22 protein-coding genes are annotated in these 19,563 nt (G+C 50.2%); 11 read left to right on the plus strand and 11 right to left on the minus strand.

Annotation, left to right across the window (positions count from 1 at the left end; translation table 11 throughout):
* The gene (locus MKZ24_RS22940) at positions 1–927 is read right to left on the minus strand and encodes an AraC family transcriptional regulator (RefSeq protein WP_052416349.1); all 927 of its coding nucleotides are present in this window, start codon (positions 925–927) and stop codon (positions 1–3) included.
* Positions 928–1,088: 161 nt separating this feature from the next.
* Between MKZ24_RS22940 and MKZ24_RS22945 the strand changes: the two genes are divergently transcribed.
* The 3 genes from MKZ24_RS22945 to MKZ24_RS22955 all read left to right on the plus strand — a co-directional run bounded on the left by MKZ24_RS22945 (position 1,089) and on the right by MKZ24_RS22955 (position 4,086).
* Entirely contained in the window at positions 1,089–2,201 is a 1,113-nt protein-coding gene (locus MKZ24_RS22945) for a serine hydrolase domain-containing protein (RefSeq protein WP_340786989.1), read from the plus strand.
* A 222-nt stretch (positions 2,202–2,423) separates the two neighbouring features.
* Positions 2,424–3,128: a L,D-transpeptidase family protein gene (locus tag MKZ24_RS22950; protein ID WP_340786993.1), complete on the plus strand. Its 705-nt coding sequence runs from the start codon at positions 2,424–2,426 to the stop codon at positions 3,126–3,128.
* Between the two features lie 112 nt (positions 3,129–3,240).
* Positions 3,241–4,086 carry an ornithine carbamoyltransferase gene (locus MKZ24_RS22955; RefSeq protein WP_340786995.1) on the plus strand — a complete coding sequence of 282 codons (846 nt, stop codon included), beginning with the start codon at positions 3,241–3,243 and terminating at the stop codon, positions 4,084–4,086.
* Between the two features lie 23 nt (positions 4,087–4,109).
* Here the strand turns inward: MKZ24_RS22955 and MKZ24_RS22960 are convergent, their stop codons facing one another.
* A complete protein-coding gene (locus tag MKZ24_RS22960) occupies positions 4,110–4,553 on the minus strand; it encodes a hypothetical protein (RefSeq protein ID WP_340786998.1) in 444 nt (147 codons plus the stop codon).
* 175 nt (positions 4,554–4,728) lie between these two features.
* Here MKZ24_RS22960 and MKZ24_RS22965 point away from each other — a divergent pair, with 175 nt between their 5' ends.
* The 3 genes from MKZ24_RS22965 (at position 4,729) to MKZ24_RS22975 (ending at position 7,196) form a co-directional block, all read left to right on the plus strand.
* Entirely contained in the window at positions 4,729–5,310 is a 582-nt protein-coding gene (locus tag MKZ24_RS22965; protein WP_340787000.1) for an RNA polymerase sigma factor, read from the plus strand.
* Positions 5,279–6,850, plus strand: coding sequence for a DUF4179 domain-containing protein (locus MKZ24_RS22970; protein ID WP_340787003.1), 1,572 nt, complete (start codon positions 5,279–5,281; stop codon positions 6,848–6,850). Before MKZ24_RS22965 ends, MKZ24_RS22970 begins: the two co-directional genes overlap by 32 nt.
* A 64-nt stretch (positions 6,851–6,914) precedes the next feature.
* Complete coding sequence (locus tag MKZ24_RS22975) at positions 6,915–7,196, plus strand: hypothetical protein (RefSeq protein ID WP_340787005.1); 282 nt, start codon at positions 6,915–6,917, stop codon at positions 7,194–7,196.
* A gap of 211 nt (positions 7,197–7,407) precedes the next feature.
* On the opposite strand, the gene MKZ24_RS22980 is transcribed toward MKZ24_RS22975, so the two are convergent.
* Entirely contained in the window at positions 7,408–7,743 is a 336-nt protein-coding gene (locus tag MKZ24_RS22980) for an antibiotic biosynthesis monooxygenase (RefSeq protein WP_039303525.1), read from the minus strand.
* 236 nt (positions 7,744–7,979) lie between these two features.
* On the opposite strand from MKZ24_RS22980, the gene MKZ24_RS22985 reads away from it, so the two are divergent.
* Positions 7,980–8,531, plus strand: coding sequence for a hypothetical protein (locus MKZ24_RS22985; RefSeq protein WP_340787008.1), 552 nt, complete (start codon positions 7,980–7,982; stop codon positions 8,529–8,531).
* Between the two features lie 84 nt (positions 8,532–8,615).
* Here MKZ24_RS22985 and MKZ24_RS22990 read toward each other — a convergent pair whose 3' ends face one another.
* The 5 genes from MKZ24_RS22990 to MKZ24_RS23010 form a co-directional block, all read right to left on the minus strand.
* Positions 8,616–9,749: a DUF4179 domain-containing protein gene (locus MKZ24_RS22990; RefSeq protein ID WP_340787010.1), complete on the minus strand. Its 1,134-nt coding sequence runs from the start codon at positions 9,747–9,749 to the stop codon at positions 8,616–8,618.
* The gene (locus tag MKZ24_RS22995) at positions 9,739–10,275 is read right to left on the minus strand and encodes a sigma-70 family RNA polymerase sigma factor (RefSeq protein ID WP_340787013.1); all 537 of its coding nucleotides are present in this window, start codon (positions 10,273–10,275) and stop codon (positions 9,739–9,741) included. The genes MKZ24_RS22990 and MKZ24_RS22995 overlap by 11 nt, the downstream gene beginning before the upstream one ends.
* Positions 10,276–10,444: 169 nt before the next feature.
* Entirely contained in the window at positions 10,445–11,677 is a 1,233-nt protein-coding gene (locus tag MKZ24_RS23000) for an aminopeptidase (protein WP_042236012.1), read from the minus strand.
* Positions 11,678–11,779: 102 nt separating this feature from the next.
* A complete protein-coding gene (locus MKZ24_RS23005) occupies positions 11,780–12,328 on the minus strand; it encodes a hypothetical protein (protein ID WP_042236010.1) in 549 nt (182 codons plus the stop codon).
* Between the two features lie 90 nt (positions 12,329–12,418).
* Positions 12,419–12,766 (minus strand): hypothetical protein, encoded by a 348-nt coding sequence (locus tag MKZ24_RS23010; protein WP_042236008.1) that lies wholly within the window; start codon positions 12,764–12,766, stop codon positions 12,419–12,421.
* 217 nt (positions 12,767–12,983) lie between these two features.
* Here MKZ24_RS23010 and MKZ24_RS23015 point away from each other — a divergent pair, with 217 nt between their 5' ends.
* Positions 12,984–14,114: a VanZ family protein gene (locus MKZ24_RS23015; RefSeq protein WP_042236007.1), complete on the plus strand. Its 1,131-nt coding sequence runs from the start codon at positions 12,984–12,986 to the stop codon at positions 14,112–14,114.
* 30 nt (positions 14,115–14,144) lie between these two features.
* Positions 14,145–15,695: an amidase family protein gene (locus tag MKZ24_RS23020; RefSeq protein WP_081956507.1), complete on the plus strand. Its 1,551-nt coding sequence runs from the start codon at positions 14,145–14,147 to the stop codon at positions 15,693–15,695.
* A 79-nt stretch (positions 15,696–15,774) separates the two neighbouring features.
* Here the strand turns inward: MKZ24_RS23020 and MKZ24_RS23025 are convergent, their stop codons facing one another.
* Positions 15,775–16,542: an exodeoxyribonuclease III gene (locus tag MKZ24_RS23025; RefSeq protein WP_042236005.1), complete on the minus strand. Its 768-nt coding sequence runs from the start codon at positions 16,540–16,542 to the stop codon at positions 15,775–15,777.
* Between the two features lie 89 nt (positions 16,543–16,631).
* Here MKZ24_RS23025 and MKZ24_RS23030 point away from each other — a divergent pair, with 89 nt between their 5' ends.
* Together MKZ24_RS23030 and MKZ24_RS23035 are read left to right on the plus strand one after the other, a co-directional pair.
* Positions 16,632–16,754: a hypothetical protein gene (locus tag MKZ24_RS23030; protein WP_269322102.1), complete on the plus strand. Its 123-nt coding sequence runs from the start codon at positions 16,632–16,634 to the stop codon at positions 16,752–16,754.
* A gap of 342 nt (positions 16,755–17,096) precedes the next feature.
* Positions 17,097–17,384 carry a hypothetical protein gene (locus MKZ24_RS23035; protein WP_042236003.1) on the plus strand — a complete coding sequence of 96 codons (288 nt, stop codon included), beginning with the start codon at positions 17,097–17,099 and terminating at the stop codon, positions 17,382–17,384.
* A gap of 93 nt (positions 17,385–17,477) precedes the next feature.
* Here the strand turns inward: MKZ24_RS23035 and MKZ24_RS23040 are convergent, their stop codons facing one another.
* The gene (locus tag MKZ24_RS23040; RefSeq protein ID WP_042236002.1) at positions 17,478–18,587 is read right to left on the minus strand and encodes a citrate synthase/methylcitrate synthase; all 1,110 of its coding nucleotides are present in this window, start codon (positions 18,585–18,587) and stop codon (positions 17,478–17,480) included.
* A 119-nt stretch (positions 18,588–18,706) separates the two neighbouring features.
* Positions 18,707–19,552, minus strand: a complete 846-nt coding sequence (locus tag MKZ24_RS23045) for a helix-turn-helix transcriptional regulator (RefSeq protein WP_340787027.1) — start codon at positions 19,550–19,552, stop codon at positions 18,707–18,709.
* Positions 19,553–19,563 lie beyond the last annotated feature (11 nt).

Consider the following 19,563-nt stretch of genomic DNA (forward strand, 5'->3'; position numbering starts at 1 on the left):
TCAGAAGCCGGCTTCGTTTAGTTTAACAGGGATGCCAAATTCCATTTTCCACTGTCCTGCCTTATGGTCAAGCGAGTTGGATAAGAAAATTTCCAGGGCTGGTCGTGAGACGTCCCATACATACGGGCTTAGAGGAAGCCACTCGGTGGAGACTAAGTGGAGCAAATCTTTCACCTTATCGGGTCTGTCTCTCAGCTGCACTAGGGCGTACTTGCCTCCCGGGATCGTCCGGACGCCTAGATCGCCAGTCGGTGTCATCCGGTGCTCCGTTGTAATGCAAGCATCGTACCTGTGTCTGCCATCCGGTGTAATGTAAGGGTCATCCAGGATGAGTCCGACAGTTAAGCTGTCTTTAGTCAAGGCTTCTCTCGCGGCCAACCACGAGGTTACATGCTCAAAGAGCCCTGTAATATCCGAATTAATCCTTCCTTCATTGATAGTCCCCCTATATCGGGCATAGATCGTATTCATCGGAGCGAGGCTCCGAATCTCGATCGGGAGCTCTGCCAGCTTGCAGGACAGATCGGTGGACTTTTCCAAGGTGACTTTAGCCCTAAACCGTTCGGCGATCGTCCGCAGGCGAAATCTGTCCCGGTATTCAGAAGCGCTGAGCCCGGTATGCTTGCGGAATACTCTGCAAAAATGGGCCTGAGTTTGCAGACCACAATCCAAAGCGATCTCAGTGATGCTTCTACCTGGATGAAACAATAACAGCTTGATTGCCTTCTCGATGCGGATCCGCTGGATAAACCCGTGCACGTTCTCATCCATCACCGTTTTGAACACCCGATGAAAGTGATAGGGGGAGTAGGCACTCACGTCCGATAATTCTTCAAGGGTTAATGACTCCGTAAGATGCTCTTCCATGTAGTTGACGACATGGTTGATCCTGTACCGGTATTCCAATTCCAAGGCTTTTGCCGCCACTATCCGTTTCCCACCTTTCCTTTATCCCATTCATAGGTTCAGCCTTATTTTTTATTATAGCAAGATTTGTTAATTCGTTAGCAAGAAATTGGAAGACGATACGCGCCCATTACACTACCATAAGGGAGTTCGACTTATAAACTTAAGGGGTGTGTTACGCTGTGAACAAATTATTCAGCTTTGCTAAGCTGGCCATGGTGGCTGGGGCAGTTTGTCTGATCCTTACCACTTCCGCTTGCTCTTCCGAAAAGTCCTCAACCTCTGTGCCATCCCTCAACAGCTCCAAGGTGATTAGCTTGCCTAATGGGGAGTGGCCGATCGGCACTCCAGAGCAGGTAGGGATGGATTCCAAGGAAATCGAGGCAGTGATGCAACAAGCCAAGGAATCGGCGGTTCTCTCCATGCTTGTTGTTAGAGACGGCACAATCGTCTCCGAGTATTACAAGGATGGCATGCCGGATTCTATGCTGGCTGTAAACTCCATCACTAAGAGCGTGACTTCGCTCTTAATCGGGATAGCTATCGACAAAGGCTATCTGAAAGGAATTGATGAGCCGATCGAGGCTTTTTTTCCCGAATATAAGGATTCGTTCGATTCATCAGCTAAGAAATCTATTACCATAGAGCATCTGCTCAGTATGACAAGTGGCTTGCATTTCCCGGAATGGACCGAGTGGAATTATATGCTCAAACCTATGACGGAGACCAAGGACTGGAACCAATTTATACTTAGCCAATCAATGAATGACGCTCCAGGTAGTATTTGGAATTATAATACTGGCGGTTCCCAATTGCTGGCGGCGATTATCAGAAAAACGACTGGAAAATCCGAACTCGATTTTGCCAAGGAATATCTGTTGGGTCCTCTCGACATTAATAGCGTAGAGTGGCCTAGTTCACCTGATGATTCGAATTCAGGTGGTTTCGGACTGAAGATGATGCCAAGGGATCTGGCGAAGATTGGCCAATTGGTGCTTAACCTTGGCATATGGAATGGTGAACGTATTGTATCGGAGGCATGGATCCAGGAATCGACCTCTCCGCATTCGGAGGGAAATGCGAATTTCGGTAATTATGGCTACCATTGGTGGATGAATCAGTACAGCGGGCACAAGGCCATTTTCGGTATGGGTTATGCCGGCCAATATTTGACCCTCGTACCCGACCTTGATCTGGTAATTGTCGTAAACTCGGCTTTCTCCAAGAGTCCCCAGGATACCCTCCTCCCCATTCAGTTTATCGAGCGCTTGGTCAAAGCCGTGAGAACAGATTGAGGAAAAAGCACCGGGATGGAACAGCCAACCAAGAGGAAAATAATCAAGAATGTTATCCAAGGTCATTTTTTCAAGTGATAGTCAATACTGTCATGAGTTATTTGTACAGACTGCTCTTCGATACATATTATTCTATATAACATTCCATTATCCTGGCGATTCCCCCCAGCGCTTCAGAGGTAATAAGAAGACAAAGGGGGCTGAGCTATGTGTTGTCGTAACATGAAACCGCGGACTTCCGTACAACTTTCCATCTGGTTATTGTCTCTCTTCTTCCTGCTCTTAAGCTGCGCTACCTGGTCTCCCCGGTCCTATGCAGCCGGCTTCGCCGCTTCCTGGCCCTACAAGGCAGATGTTATACATAGCCAGCAGATGGTTGTTGTCGAAGCGAAGTCCTTCCATTCCCAGACCGGCCAGCTGTCTCTTCAGCAGAACATCGGCGGGCAATGGCAATCCGTCCTCTCAGGAATTCCCGTCACCTTGGGCAGCAAGGGCATCGGCAAAACCAAGGAAGGCGACGGGCGGACCCCCTCCGGCATCTATCGCCTCGGCTCAGGCTTCGGATCAGCAGCAGATCCCGGCGGACTTCGTATCTCCTATACAAGAACGTCTAATCAGGATTACTGGGTCGATGATCCGTTCTCCAGCCAGTACAATCAATGGGTCAATTATGCCGGCAATCCGGATCAGCGCTGGCGGTCTTATGAGCGGCTGCAGCAGACCCTGTATAAATACGCTATCATTCTGAAATACAACGATGATCCCGTTGTGTCAGGCAAAGGCAGCGCTATCTTCCTGCATATCTGGCGAGCCGCTGGCAAACCTACTGCCGGCTGCATTGCCATGTCGGAGTCTAATCTGCTTCAGCTGATGAGGCTGCTTGACCCTGAACTTTCTCCGGCCATTGCTATTGGCATATCCGGCTGATACAAATCCGGTAACCTTTTTAAACAAATATTGGATTGTATATCCCTCCACACTATTGTATATTTATACAGTTACTGTAATGAATATACCTTTGCCAGGGAGGGATACCACGATGCATTTTCTGGATATAAGCCAGCTCACAGCTGAGCAGATCCTTGATATATTTGAATTAACCGATCAGCTTCGTTACAGAAGCCCGGAGCCTTTACTTACAGGCAAAACCATGATTCTGTTCTTCCCTGACACCAGTCTGCGGACACGGATCAGCTTCGAGAAAGGCATCCGGGACCTGGGTGGAGCGTATATCACATTTCCGCCGGAAGCCCTGGACAAGAAAGAGTCTCCCGGCGATATGATCCGCTATCTGGAGAATTGGGGTGACGGGATTATCGCCAGGCATCCGGACTTGTCCAAGCTGGAAGAGCTGTCGGCGCACGCCTCGATTCCAGTGATTAATGCCATGACAGCGCACAATCACCCCTGTGAGATTCTGGCTGACCTGTACGCCCTGCGCTCCATCAGAGATAACTACCGGGAACTGGCCTACACCTTCGTAGGTCCGGCAGGGAATATATCCAGAAGCTGGATGGAAGCCGCCAAGGCCCTGAACCTCTCTTTCAATCATGTATGCACGGCTGGAAAAGAGATGGGAACAGATACCCCTAACTATAAATATCACACCAGTCTGGACAGCATCCTGCCGGAGAGCGACGTTATTCTTACGGATTCTTTGCCAGTGACATGCCTGACGCAGGAGTATCTTGACGCGTATCAAATTACCCTTGAGCGGATGAGATGTGCCAAACCGGAGGCGATCTTAAATCCTTGCCCTCCCTTCTTCCGCAATGAGGAAGTAAGTGAAGATGCGATTGCTTCGCCTTATTTTGCCGGATTCGGATTCAAGAAAAGCCTGATCTATCTGCAACAGGCCATTCTTATCTATTGTTTATCACACTAACTGCAGGATCGGATTGAATCTGTTCATTTAATAAATTCCTTCAGGGCCGTCTTCAGATAGCTTTCAATTTGAGGTGTGAAGCGGTCATCCGAGGCATTAAGTGCAGGGTCAATAGCTTCGCCCTCATAATCATAAGCCGGAGTGTTGCCCATCCCGTAGAACGTTCGCAATACTGCGTATCCAAGCTCTGTTTGGACTGCGCTGACCCGGTTAGACTTCGGATATTTCCGGACAAAATCCTCCATGATTACCGCTCTGGCAATAATCTCATCCCACATAATGACGATTCCGGCATCGTAGGTTGCCGGGCGGTTGGTCTCTGTAGCCATGAGATCAATATAGGCTGCAATATCTTTTGCAATATTGGCCTCCTGAACCGAGCCTAGCAATCCGCTGTACGTTAGCCCGCTCTTGGCTGCAGCTCTGTCAATCACTTGCTGGACTTGCTCCGGGTGGGTTCGTTTCATCTGTTAACCTCCCCGAAAGAATGGATGTCTCTGTAATAATTAAACATTAGTTCAACCATATTCATTACCCAATCAGACGCCTGGATGACCGGATCTGAAATATTTGCGCAAAAAGTGAGAAGGATCAGACCGCCCGCGCGTCTTATAAGTAAATACGTCCATTTGGAGGCAATAGATGAAGGAACAAGACCATGCCGAAATCATAATTGCCGAGGTGCTGGCCGGAAATCGTGAGGCATTTGCTATCCTGGTAGACCAGTATAAATCCGGTTTATACAGTCTGCTGCTGGGCCTCGGAGCGAGCCATCAGGATGCGCAGGATCTGGCGCAGGAGACTTTCATTCAGGCCTATCAGAAGCTGCGCAGCCATAATGAACAATCGAGCTTCGCAGCCTGGCTCTACGCCATTGCCATCAACCGGTTCAGATCACAGAAGCGGCGCAAGGCATTCTCTTTCTCGGGAGGCTCCATTCTGGAGGAGAGGGATCAGGCCCCGACACCTGAAGAGCGTTATATGATCAAGGAAAACAAGCTGGAGCTGCAAAAAAAGATGGCCCGGCTTCCGGAACGCTACCGGATCGTGCTGTTGTTGCGTTATACCAATGAATTGACCTACGAGGAGATTTCGGCCATCACAGGTATGACCTTGCATCAGGTAAAGAACCGTCTGCACCGCGCCCGCTTGAAGCTCAAAAAACAATGGCAGAAACCGAAGGAGGATCGCAATGAAAAAATCGGATTACCGCGCACACGATAATGTGGCCGATGAGGAAATGCTGATGTCTCTGTCCGGTTATGATGATCATCAGATGGATGAGGATTTCACGGGGCATGTTATGGAGCAAATCCGCCAGACGGAGATTCTGCCAGCATCAAGAGGGTCCATGGCTGGCAATACCCGAAATCCCGGCCGCAGAAGGTTCCGGCATACTGTACTATGGGCAGGCTTGGGTATAGCTGCTATTGCGCTTGCGTTCCTGCTGTTCCTGCTCCCGGACTTATCTGCTCTACAGCAGATACAATCCGCCAAATCCCAGCGGCTGCTCATTCTGCCTTCCGAGTGGAGTGACCATCACCTGCTGGAAGCCAAGAAAGCCGGGGTAGTGAAGCTGCCTGATATTGAGGTCACGGATCAGGGCTATACGCTAACGCTTCAAGAGGTTGTTGCCGACCCAAACCGGATGATTCTAAATCTGAGAATCACCGATGCCAAAGGGCAGCCAGATGAAGAAATGATGAGTATGTTTGATATCACCCAGCTGCAGCTCCGTAACGAGGAAGGGCTTGAAATTGGAGACCTGCAGGGTATCAATCATATGAGTACTAAGCTCGGCCCCGATAAGTTCAGGATTGAATATCTGTTATTAACCTATCATTTCAAAGGAGAACAGCCCGGGGATACCGTATTTATTGAAGGAAAGGTTCATGAGCTGATGCTGGACTACAAGTCCAATAATATAATTTCGGGAAATTGGAGCTTCAGTTATGCTGCAGACATGACAACCGCCAATGCTCTGACAGTGAACACTGATTTGAGTAAATACAGCTACACCACACCTCAAGGGCTGGAAATTCTGATGAAAGGCATCACGCATTCTCCTGCAGGTGCCAAAATTGAATTCAGTACCCTGCTGAAGGATGAGCTGGCCTCCCAGGTTCCGGAGAACCGCAGGGTTAATCTGGGTGTCAGGTATCATTTCGAGAATGCCAACGGTCAAATTGTGGGATCACTCATTAATAATAAATATGGAGGAAATTCTGAGATGTACAGAGTCGGTCATGATCTCCAATTGAACTGGAGTTATTACTTAACAGAACTTCCATATCTCAGCGAGCCTATTTATTTCGTACTTGACGGCTTCTCCATCCCTGTTGAATCGGATGATTCATTAACGTTCAATCCGGCGCTGCTGAAGACGCAGCCTGCTGTCTTTGCAGCAGAGGGCGATATCTTGAATGTGAATAATATAAAGATCACTGAGACTCAGACCTTACCGGGTCTGTCGGCCTGGATGTCTGTCAGCGGCAAATTCAGCAATGAATTCGATATGGACAAATGGATGGCACGGGACGGCAATGGCACGGAGTATGATGTAATCCGCTGGGTTTCCTACCGGGAGGGGAATCTCATTACCTTTGGCGGGAGTAGTGAGGACGCTGATCCTGTGTACCTGATTGTTGACGGTATGAAATCCATCCCGAAGGAGCTGACGCTAATCCGTACAGTCACAGACAAACTCTTCAATGACGTCGACTGGAGCTTCGAGTTGCCTCGCCCGGCTGCAACTTCACATTGATTTCCGCGTCTATCCCTAATAATAGGGATTCCTTATCCCATTAATAGGAAATGGATGTGAATCTATGACCCGCAGTATTAGGCTATTCTTGCTATTGCTTGTATCGATTGCCGCACTCGGCGGATGCAGTTCAGAGCAGGCAGGTTCATCTGCGCCTTCTTCCTCATCCGCTGCTGCGGCTGTGCCGGATCCGGCAGATTCCTTCCGGGGTGTCCGGCTTGTCAGCAAACAGGGAGAGGTTATAAAAGAATGGGCTTCAGCAGCCATTAACTTGTTTCAACCGGTAAGGACCGGGCTGAACGAACAGCAGCTGCTGGAGGCCTATATAGGAGCAGATTCTTTATAACATGCAGTTTCTAGCATAATTTTCGATACCGTACCTACCACACGCATTAAAAGCGGGGATCAGCCTATGCGCCGGTCCCCGCTTCCCTGTATTAATTCCCCATTATTAAGGAAGTCTTGTATCTTTCCTTCTCAGATATTCTTAATCAGGCCTGAACTAAGGCCGTACGGATACAGAGTAGTATGAGAAATGTGCGTTGAATTAGCCCGGTTTAGGAGCGTTTCCCGTAAGCCTTGCCCTCTTTTACCGTCTGTACATGATACATATTTACTGTAGTGCTAATGATATAAGCAGGCTTCTCCTGCCCTCTGCTGTTCTTGTGGCCCTGGAGATGCGCATCACTCTTCTCCCAGTTCTTCCAGGCTTCCTCCGATTCCCAGCGGATCAGCAGGAGAACCTCTTCATGCTCCTTACTCTTCTTATTGACCATCACACTGACATCGATCAGCCCGTCCATCTCCTCCAGTGCCCCCGGTTTACTGAAGCGTTCTACTACGGCGCTACTGTTGCCTTTTTCTACAACGATGGATCTGGTTTGCACGTACATATTGATCTATTCCTCCTGAAAAAGTTGCTGCACCGGGCTTAAATATTGATGCAGTCAGCTCAAAAATTTAATACTCTCATTCTAATTGATAATCGTTATCATTTCCAGCCAAGCTGCAGCACAATAGATAAAGTTTATTTTATAACAGAGATCTCACTAGAAAGAATAGAACTTCCGGTATAAAGTTTTAATAGTTGTTGTTACCCAATACGCATAGAAAGCAGGCAGAATATCAGATGAACATCGAAGTTAAGCTTACCGGGCTTAATGAAGCCTATATTATCAAAAATATGTACCCGCTCTATCTGCATGACTTGTCGGGACATTACGGACTTGTGGAAGGACATACCCCTAACCGGCACGGTATATTTGAGGATGATGACGAATGCCGCACACTGGCGGACCAGTATGAAGTGCAGAATATCTGGTGGGAGAAACCCGGGATTCTCTACCCTTTTCTGATCATGGTGAATTCACTGCCGGCCGGGTTCGCACTGATTGCCACTCCGCCGCACTGCGCGCAGGGGGTTAATTATTTCGTGAATGACTTTTTTCTGCAGCAGCCCTTCAGGGGGAATGGTATCGCGGAGCAAGCTGCGGCGGAGGTATTTGAACGGTTCCGGGGCGAATGGGAGCTGTTCACCAATCCGGCGGCAAGGAATATAACCGGACAGAAATTCTGGCGGAAGACGGTCTCCCGCTATACGCAGGGTCAATATACAGAGCGCACCGGAGAGACCTTCGATGGGAATATGCTTGCCTTCCGGTTTAATAACCGGATTGAATGAGTGTTAACATAGACACTTCACAAGTCATACAGCACAAAGGCTGACGCGCTGAAAAGACAGCGGTCAGCCTTTTCTCTCCATATTTCACGGCAGAATGGGCAGGTTAATTTCCTTGACATTCTTACCTGTGCCCGCCTTCAGAATCAAATTCAGGGACTCGGGCTGATCCAGCAGATTGCTTCCGAAGCTCCGTTCAAAGCCCTCATAAGTTCCGGAACCCAGCGTCATTCCTAGGTGGACAGTTCCATATTTTGTAATGGACTGTATTTCATTCCCGTATACAACCTCAAATATGTTTTGCCTGTTCTGCCAGGTAACATCTGACTCATTCTTAATTTTAATCATCGTCCGGATCAGAAGTGGTGAGATTTCAACCTTCTCCAGTGTCACTTCGATCCCGTCCAGGAAGAAGTCTTCGTCCGGCTGAACAATAACGGTTTGCTGCTCTTTGAATTTCGGGTCCAGCTTGAAGCTGACCTTGAGTCTGGGGGAATAATGCATGTCGGCTACAATCGTCCCTGTCTTCGGCTGACCAAGCTTGCCGGTGTCTACAGAGGCGATCTGGAAATCCGCTTCCAGCTGATCCGGGAACGGCTTGTTCCGGTCCAGATTAATAATGCTTCGGCCGTAGTAAATACGGTTATTGAGCAGGCCAGAAGCCGCCCTATTGCCCCCGATTCCGCCACCGTGCTCCAAATATTGTCCTGTTGATATATCCTTCATTCGAGCACTGCTGGTACCATAGACCTCCTGGCCTTCAGCCACTTCTGCGGTATACAAAAAGATAATGCGGTTCTCATCCGCTGTAACGGCATTTAATGTAATCTTGTAATCTCCGCTAGCGGCACTTTGATTAATCATCTGGATATAATCATGCCGGATTGCTGAATCCAGAGTCGCCGCCTCCATATCAAAAGAATATAGCCGTTTAAACTTTTCCAGCTCTCCCCAATTCACTACTCCAGGTGGTGCGGCAGGATGCGATGCAGAATCGTGGATTACTGGAATGAAAAATAGGATCATTGCGGCAACCGCAGCGGCAGCCAGACCGATAAAGGAACCTCTGGTGAATCTGCCCTGCCAGCTTCTCCTGCGTCCGCTCTCCATTCCCGCCTGAACTGCCATTCTGACCGCATTGCCTCCGGCGTCCGCTTCAGCTGCCTCGTGCATACGGACCGCATCAGACAACATCGCCTGTTCTTCCATGCTACTGTTCATTCCATTCACCCCGGTTCTTCATAATTATTCTAAGCTGCTTCAGTCCTTTGTGCTGCCAGGTTTTGACTGTCCCTTCCGGCTTCTTAAGCAGGACGGCGATTTCAGCCAAGGTCATATCATTGTAGTATTTGAGCAGCAGCACATGACGGTATTTCAGCTTCACCTGCGAGAGCGCCCACTGCATCTCCATTGTATGAGTGCTGTTATGAATGACCGGCTCCATCATATTCTCCGCTGCGGTTGGGACTGCCCTCTTCCTTCTCCGCTGTTCGTCAATGCAGGCATAGATTAATATCCGTATCAGCCAGGATTTGAAGGCCTGGGGGTCTTTTAGGGTTCTTCGTTTCATCCAGGCCCGGCAGGTTGTTTCCTGCAGGGCTTCCAGCGCATCGTTGCGGTTGCCCAGATAACTGTATGCAATATGATACAGCTGATCACTGTGCTCCATAACCGCCTTAACAAAATCCGTCTCTTCATGCGGCACAGCGGCAGTAACCCGTTTCATCTCTGCCCCGGACATCGTCATCTCTCCCTCTCCTCTCCATCACTTTTACATGAATTAGACGGAGAGGTATCACAAACAGTTTTATCCTGCGGCATTTATTATCACAAAAAAAGCCGCATTCCCCGCTGAGCGGGAAAAGTTGCGGCCTTTCTTGTGATATGCAGCAGACGTGCAGCCGGTTGTTCTACAGCTACAGTACCCAATTGCCTTGGCGGAACACCGGTTCAATGGTTCCGTCGGCCAGCTCCCCGTCAATATCAAGCTCCGCCGAGCCAATCATGAAATCGACATGTGTAAGGCTGACATTGGCTCCCCTGGCAATCAATTCTTCGCTTGTCATGGAAGTCCCGCCTTCAATGTTAACCGGATACGCACTGCCTAGAGCGAAATGACAGGAAGCATTCTCATCGATCCCGGTATTATAGAACACTCTGTTCAGCCGGGAGATCGGAGAGTTATGCGGCACCAGTGCCACCTCCCCAAGATAAGAGGCCCCTTCATCCGTGTCCAGCAGCGAGGTCAGATGCTCACGCCCGGACTTGGCATCATAGGCTGTAACCTTGCCGTCCGTAAAGGTAACCGTAATTCCGTCCACCAGCCGTCCGTTCAGGTTCAGCGGAAGGGTGCTTTTGACAGTACCATTGACTCCGGTTCGATGCGGCATCGTGTAGATCTCTTCCGTAGGCATATTCGCTACAAAATATACACCGCCGGCATTCTCGCCTCCGCCGCCGCGCCACAGATGACCTTCAGGCAGTTCTACGCGCAGATCCGTGCCCGGTGCACGGTAATGCAGGCTCTTGTAACGCTTGGCATTCATCCGCTCCTGGCTCTGCTTCAGATCACCGATATGACTGCGCCATGCAGCAACCGGGTCCTCACTGCCCACGCGGTTCATCTGGAATACTGCTTCCCACATTGCCTCAATCCGGCCTTCTTCAGGAAGATCAGCGAATACCTTGTCCGCCCAGGCGCGAGTTGGTGCCTTGACCAGCGACCAGCTGATTCTGTTGTTGCGGGTATAGTTCTGATATTTCTTGCGTGCTACCGCAGCAGCCTTAACTGCTGTTGAGACTTTGGCGGAATCAATTCCGCGGAACAGCTCAGGGTCCGGCACCTTAATATGTAATATAGCCCCGCCTTCTTCAGCGAATCCCTCCAGCATGTCCGCGTGCCACTGCGGATAATATCCGAAGGAATCCTCAGAAGCCTTCTCATAACGGATGCGGGTTACAGCTTCATCATCCCAGTCCACAAGCACATATTTAGCCCCTGCCTCATAAGCTTTGCCCACGATAAGCCGGGTAAGCTCCACGGTCTCAAGCGGTGCATGCACCATCAGCACTTGCCCTGGCTGCACGTTTACGCCAACCTTTACCACAAGCTCTGCATATTTCTCCAGCATCAGATCAAAATCCTTCATATCTTCTCTTCCTCCGTATCTATTCCGTCTGTAAATGATTCTTGCCTTGCTTGAACAAACCCACTTGTTATTTTAACGCAAAAAAGGGCATGTGGCGATCAGTTAATCCCCCTCTGCCCATTTTCCTGTATAGACACCGCTCTCATCACTCCGGATAATAAACCGGGCTTCGCTGAACACCGAGTTATGCCGGTAAGCAGACATTGTCAGCTCACTCTCTGTAATCGTCTCTGATGATTCTCCGGTTAACGGAGTCCAATAGATCGTCTCACCCGGCGCTATAGTAATCTCCTTACCAACCTGGTTCACCTTATAATCCGGCGCATTCCAGCGTATAAAGCTGCCCGTACTTGCACTCAGCCTGATCTCATCCGCATCTTCAGCATTTACAATCAGCGTATATCCGGGTGCCTTGCTGTCGGTTACACGGTAGCTTCCATAAGAAGCCTCACGATCCGGCTGCGCCAGCTCCGGTGTTCCGTCTGCAGCATGAACCGTTAGATTGAATACCTTCTGCCATGCCTGAAGCTTCTCCGGTCCGGAAGAAATCTCCCTGTAAAAAAAGGCAAGCAATCCTAGAGCGATAATGAGCAGCACTCCTGCAACGAGGCGAAACCGGGCCTTCTTCATTCCGGTCCTTGTCCTGTTCATTTCCATCCCCCTCCAATCATATTAATCTCCAGGACCTGCTGCGCCGGAGACGGAAAGTGCTTTCCCCCTCCGCCTCCGGTACCGCAGAATCTACTGTTTATCCACCTGCAGCAGCGTAATTGTCTTCAAGTCATACGTATGCGAAATCTTCTCTTCGTCAATCACTTTCAATTTCGTGAGACTCGCTACTTTGGACGGATCTGCCTTGGAGAGCAGCCTCCATAGTTCAGGATCTGACAATGTCTGGAAAAGCTTATCATCATCATATTCCTTCCGGTTCTGCGTGACAAGCTTCACTTTGTAGCTGCCGATAACCGACTCCGCCTTGCCCTGTTCAGCAAAATAGGCCAGAATATCCTGCCTCAGCCCGGCCAGCTCCTTTTCCAGCTCCTTCTGCCTGGTCTTCAGTTTATAATACTGCTGTACCTTCTTCTCCATCTTGTCTCACGCTCCTCTCCTCATATGTATGCAGGAAAGAACGGATAGAATGATTAATTCCATGGATTAAGGCCAGGTTTAATTCTATACTGAAGTCGGTTCAAGCAAGTTATAATAGGGGAATAGTCTGCAACGTTAAGTACCGGGGTCTCATACATAATGTTTAGCATCCTATCGAGAAATCGTTCAGACAAAAACTAAAGGCAGCAGGTGAACCATGTTTCAATCCTATCTTTTTCCGATCTCTTATGCATTTATGGCTTTTCCGTTAGCGGCACTGCTCTTCACTTTGCCGTTCCTGATCGTTCAATACCGCCGGCACGGTTATATCAACAAGATTCGGGCACTGATCCTCTATTTGCTGCTCCTATACTTGCTGAACGCCTTTTTCCTGGTGCTGCTGCCCATGCCTGACTCACGCCATAATGCTGCGCCTACCGGGCATATGCTCCAGCCTGTGCCGCTGCAGTTCATTCAGGACATCTTGCGCAATACGCATCTCTCGCGTAATGACCCGTCAAGCTATCTTAACGTACTGCGTGAAACGGATTTCCTGCTGGCTGCCTTCAATGTTGTACTGACTCTACCTTTCGGGCTGTTTCTGGGCTACTATTTCCGGACCCGATGGGTCGTGTGCATCATGCTATCTTTCGGGCTGTCGCTATTGTTTGAGATTACACAGATTACCGGAATTTACGGTTTCTTCGACCATCCTTACCGGATCTTTGATGTCGATGACCTGATCACCAATACGTTCGGCGGAATAGCCGGATTCCGGATCGCCTTATGGATCTCCAGACTGCTGCCGCGGATTGAACAGCTGGACAGCCAGGAGGATTTATCCGCCAAAAAGGTTACCTACACCCGCAGAGGCCTCGCTTGCCTGCTGGATGCAGTCCTATGGATGTCAGCGGCACTTCTGCTCAATCAGCTATCTCTGAATATTTCATTCTGGGCAGTCAGTGTGGTGTATTTCCTGATTGTCCCTCTCTTTACCGGAGGGCGGACGCTCGGCAAATGGGTGGTGCGAATCCGGCTGGGCAGTGCGGATGGCGGTCCGCTCAAATTATGGATGGTGTGGGTGAGGTATGGACTACTCTATGGATTGCTTGGAGGAATAAACTTCCTGTCCCTTGATTCTGCCTTAATGCTTAATTTCGGCACTGCCAGTTCTACGGTTATACGAATTACAGCCGCGCTTGCCGATCTGATCTTCTTCATTCATCTGATTCTGCGGATGTTTAAGCGTGACCGGCCGCTATTCTATGAAGAGTGGAGCCGGACCCGCAATGTGATTACCTGGCCGGACCCGCAGCCGGCTGCTGCCGCTGAGACGCTAGCCAACTAAAATTCTATGTATAGAGAGAAGAAAACAGCCATGAAAAATAATGATGCAGACCTTAGCAGCAACCCCCTCAGCAACATTCAATCCCCCGCCCGGGAATGGCAGGAATGGATAATTGAAGCGGATATAACAGCCATGCAGCAGGAAATGGAGCAGGGAAAATTATCTTCCGAGCGGTTAACAGCGCTGTATTTAGAGCGGATTGACCGGTATGACAGCCTGCTGAAATCTGTACTGGAGATTAATCCGGATGCACTAGAGATTGCCCGGGGGCTGGATCAGGAACGCCGGGACAAGGGAGTGCGTAGTCCGCTGCACGGAATCCCAGTACTTGTTAAGGATAATATCGCTACTTCGGACAAGCTGCACACCAGTGCGGGAGCGCTGGCATTGGCAGATTACAGGGCTGCTGAAGATGCCGTAGTAATTAATAAGCTGCGCGCTGCAGGCGCAGTGATTCTGGGAAAAGCAAATATGACGGAGTGGGCCAACTTCATGTCGCCCACCATGTGGGCGGGATACAGCTCACGCGGCGGACTGGTGCTGAATCCTTACGGGCCCGGCGAGCTGTTCATTGGCGGCTCCAGTTCGGGAAGTGCTGCGGCCGTTGCCGCTAACCTGGCAGCTGCCGCTCTGGGCACGGAAACTTCGGGTTCCATCATTTGTCCGGCTGCCCAGAACTCGCTTACCGGCATCAAACCTACGTGGGGGCTGGTAAGCAATGCGGGGATTATACCAGGGATCGGCAGCCAGGATACCGCCGGTCCGATGGCCAGAACCGTATCGGATGCCGCACTCCTCCTCAGTATCATTGCCGGTACCGGAGAGCATCCCCACGGGACTTTATCGGATGGGACAGCAGGCAGACAGGATTATACTGCCTCTCTGGATATTGAATACGTGAAATCCAAACGGATTGGTATCCCGAGATTCTATTATCGGGATTTGGATGAGGAGGCTCTGCTCCTGATGGAATCTGCCATAGCTGTTCTTAAAGAACTTGGCGCTGAAGTCATTGATCCCATTGAGCTTCCTTGCCAGAATGCCGAGTGGAATGCAGTTATTCTGCAATATGAATTCAAAAAAGGCTTAAACCGTTATTTAAGCGGCCTGCCTGCTTCTATCCCGGTGCATTCCCTGCAGGAGTTAATCGAATTCAACAACCAGCACAGCGCACAGGCGCTGAAATATGGTCAGGGAACGCTTGAATGGCTGGATACTTCCGGAGACGACATTACGGAGCAGGAATATCTGGAGCAGCTGCAATTCTCCCGGTCCATGGCTGGCAGACAAGGCATCGATTATGCACTGGAGCATTACGGTCTGGATGCCATCATGTTTGCCGGATTTCACGGCACTGACCTGGCAGCCAGAGCCGGCTATCCGCTCATTACAGTCCCGGCCGGATATACCACTACCGGGATAACTGCACCGGGAGGCTATATCACCAACGGTCCACAGGGGGTCACCTTCTCCGCCTCAGCCTTCAGCGAAGCCGTGCTGATCGGCATTGCTTACAGCTTCGAGCAGGCCACGAAACACCGGCGCCCTCCGCTTCTTGACACGGCCGGAGAAGCTGATTGATGTTACAAATAGAGGCGGTACCCCGCAACCCGGGATACCGCCTCTATGCTTTATGTTCTTTTGTACAACAAATATAAATCTACACTCCCGCCGCATCGGCAAGATGAAGGACTACCGGACAATGATCACTGCCAAGAATATTACACTCTATCCCTGCATCCAGGAGGCGCGGGGCCAGCCGCGAGGAAGCGAGGAAATAGTCGATCCGCCAGCCTACATTCTTCTCTCTTACCTTCGGCATATAGGACCACCAGCTGTAGGCACCTTCAAGCTCAGGATAGAAATACCGGAAAGTATCAACGAACCCGGCCTCCAGCAGCTCTGTCATCTTTCCGCGTTCTTCATCGGTGAATCCTGAATTGCCGCGGTTTGATTTGGCATTCTTGAGATCAATATCCTGATGCGCCACATTCAAATCCCCGCAGACGAGAACCGGCTTATGCGCATCCAGCTTCTGCAGATAATTGCGGAATTCATCCTCCCATTCCATCCGGTAATCCAGTCTCGACAGATCCCGTTTGGCATTCGGAGTGTATACATTCACCAGATAGAAGTCTGCAAATTCCAGGGTAATAATCCTTCCCTCGTCTTCGGTCTCCTTGTCCAGACCATATCTGACAGACAGCGGCTTAATCCGGGTGAAGACGGCTGTGCCTGAATATCCTTTTTTGAGGGCATAATTCCAGTACTGCGAATACTCCTCACCGTGGTCAAGAACAATCTGACCCTCCTGAAGCTTCGTTTCCTGTACACAGAAGATGTCTGCGGCGCTTTCCCGGAAATATTCGTTAAACCCTTTATTCACACAAGCTCTTAGACCGTTTACATTCCAGGACACCAGCTTCATCGTTGTCATTCTCCTTACCATTCACTAGAATTAGCTCCAGTGTACCATACTATTCGCACCCGGTAAGCCTTGACTTAAGTCCGGCACGGATGGACGACACCTTTATCGGGGTCTATCTTCTGGAGCTGGGAGGCAAATCTGCACTGGTAGGCCAGTCCTTTTTCATAGCCGCAATCAGCGAGATTGTAGTCTTCCCCTTAATCTTCTGGTGACTGCGCAAGGGCAAGGAGCTGAGTGTCCGGCATGCTGGCCTCCTATGCGGAGGCGCAATCTATCAGGCTTACGGCGGCAGAGTGCTCTACTTCAGCATAGCTGCCATGTCTTTTGCCGGAATGCTCTTCGGGCGTAAAATGCTCCAGCTTCGGTCATAGACCAAATCCATAGAGTAATCGAACCGCAAAGAGCCTCCGCCCGCCATGGGTAGAGGCTCTTCTTCTATTTCATTCTAACTCTCATCACCCTATTAAAATGTGCTAATCTCCCAAGACATTCGTTGCAGCAATCATAGTTTCGGCGAATATGATATCCTATCAAACGAAAAGGAGGTCATTACCATGGCAATCTTGTTACCGCAACAATTCTTCAACCTGGCTGCAGGCGTTGGTAAATCATATTATGAGAATCTGGCTGGAGGCATCAACGCGGCTGTAACTGTAAATAACAACTCCGGTTTCCCTGTGGACCTTGTTCTTTACAGAGTCAATGCTCCAGTCGTCACTTATACTATTCCTGCGCTGAACAGTCTCACAATTTCTGTAAACCTGCTGCTTGTTGCCGCACTTCTCAGCTCAGCTGCAGGCGCAGTCTTCGGCACCATCGAAGTTGCAACCTCTGATTTCTAATCTAATGTCAGAGTATCCCCCTCATACTCTCTCATTAACATTCCCTTGTTTAACATCTCCGGCTGTTTAACGGCCGGGGATGTTTTTGTGCTGCTATGACACAACCTCTGATTCAGGCATCGGTCCGATATACGTAGATTGCGGGCGGAAAATCCGGTTATTGGCCGCTTGCTCCAGTATATGGGCCGTCCAGCCGACAATTCTACCAGCCGTAAACGTTGGAGTAAATATCTCCGGTGAGAGCTGCAGCGCCTTCAGAATGGCTGCGGCATAAAACTCGACGTTAGTGAACAGCCGCCGGCCCGGTTTGTATTCCTCCAGCAGTGCAATTGCAGTGGCTTCTACATGCAGAGCAAGGTCAAAGGATGCATCCTTGCCGATCATCTCCAGCGTGGCAATCTGCAGTGCTTCCGCACGGGGGTCCTTGGTCTTATAGATGCGGTGTCCAAAGCCCATCAGCTTCGTCCCGTTATCCAGCGCATTGCGCAGCCAAGGCTCTGCCCGCTCTACCGTCCCGATATCCTCCAACATTGAGATTACTTCATAAGGTGCACCGCCATGCAGCGGTCCTTTCATCGCCCCGATAGCTCCGCATACCGCTGCGCACATATCGGATTCAGTCGAGAGCACTACCCGCCCGGCAAAAGTCGAAGCATTCATGCCATGCTCCATACAGAGAATCAGATAGGCGCTGAGCGCCTTGACATGGGCTTCCTCCGGCAGCTTTCCTGTCAGCAGATACAGATAATTCGCAGCATGACCAAGCTCAGGAAGCGAATCCAGCGGTGCCAGGCCCTGCAGGCTGCGGGCTCTGTATGCGATGATCGCCGGTAGAACGGCTGTCAGCCGTACCGCTTGCTTCAGCGTTGGCGGCCAGGTCGTATTCTCTTTATCGCCTAGCGCGGCAACTGCACTCTGCAGCACCAGCATAAGCGGTACCGACGCCGGAAACAGATCCAACATTTTGCAAAGATATTCTGGAATAACTCTTTCCTCTGCCATCTGTGCCTTGAGCAGCGCCAGTTCCTCTGCATCCGGCAGACGCCCGTTCCAGAGCAAATAAGCCACTTCCTCGTAACTTTTGCTTACCGCAAGCTCTTTGGCCCAATATCCGCGGTATACCAAATGTCCTTTCTCCCCATCAACCAATCCAATTTCAGTTTCTCCGGCAACTACGCCTTCCAATCCGGTTACTTTAGCCATTGACCTTTGCTCCTTTTACGATCCCGCAGGAATTAATTCATCATATAAGGAGTATAAACGTCAAAATTGATATTGTATATTTATAGTTTTTTATGATTCCATAAATAATATCTATCACCCTATGATTCAGGCTCCATCAGCTGCTTCAGCTTGGATTCGGTATTGGAATCTCCGGCGGGGGTGTAGATGCTGCAGCGCAGATCGGTGCCGCCCTGCACCTGAAGTGAGGTTAAATGGAACAGCATTTTTCCGGCTTTGGCATGCCGGAACTCCAGTACTACGTCCGGAGCGGAGCTTACCCGGCTCTCCTCCCATAGCTGATGGAACTCCGGATGCTGATCTTTCATCTCCATAATGAAATCATCATACCAGCGGTCCTCCAGATATTGTCCGTAATAGGCGCGGAAAATCGACAGGTACCCTCGGACAAACTGCTCCCAGTTCACGGCCAGCCGTCTGAATTCCTTGCGTACAAATAGCAGGGAGATCATATTGCGCTGCTCCGGCGGCAGCTTGGCGAAATCGAGAAACACATGTGCGGCCGCCTCATTCCAGCCGACAATACCGCAGTGCCGGTCCGAGATAATTGTCGGACAGCTCTTCAGCTCCTGCAGGATCTTCTGCAGGGACGGATGAATCACTGAGCTCTCCTCTTGAGGATAAATCATACTTCCCGGCCCGTTATCCAGGGCCAGGGCAAATAAGTAACTCCGCTCATCCTTGGTCAGCCGCAGTGCTGCGGCAATACAATCCAGAACGGATGGAGATACTTTGATGTCACGCCCCTGCTCAAGCCACGTGTACCAGGTATTGCTGACTCCGGCCAGCTGTGCCACCTCTTCGCGTCTTAGCCCCGGCGTTCTTCTGCGCGATCCTTCCGGCAGTCCTGCCGCTGCCGGCGAGATGGCCGCACGTCTGGATTTCAGGAAATCGGATAATGCTTGCAGCCTGTTCTGATTGGACATTGAATCTCCCT

Origin of the sequence: Paenibacillus sp. FSL R7-0297 (assembly GCF_038009025.1) — a bacterium.
In the GTDB taxonomy this organism is placed as follows: domain Bacteria; phylum Bacillota; class Bacilli; order Paenibacillales; family Paenibacillaceae; genus Paenibacillus_AQ.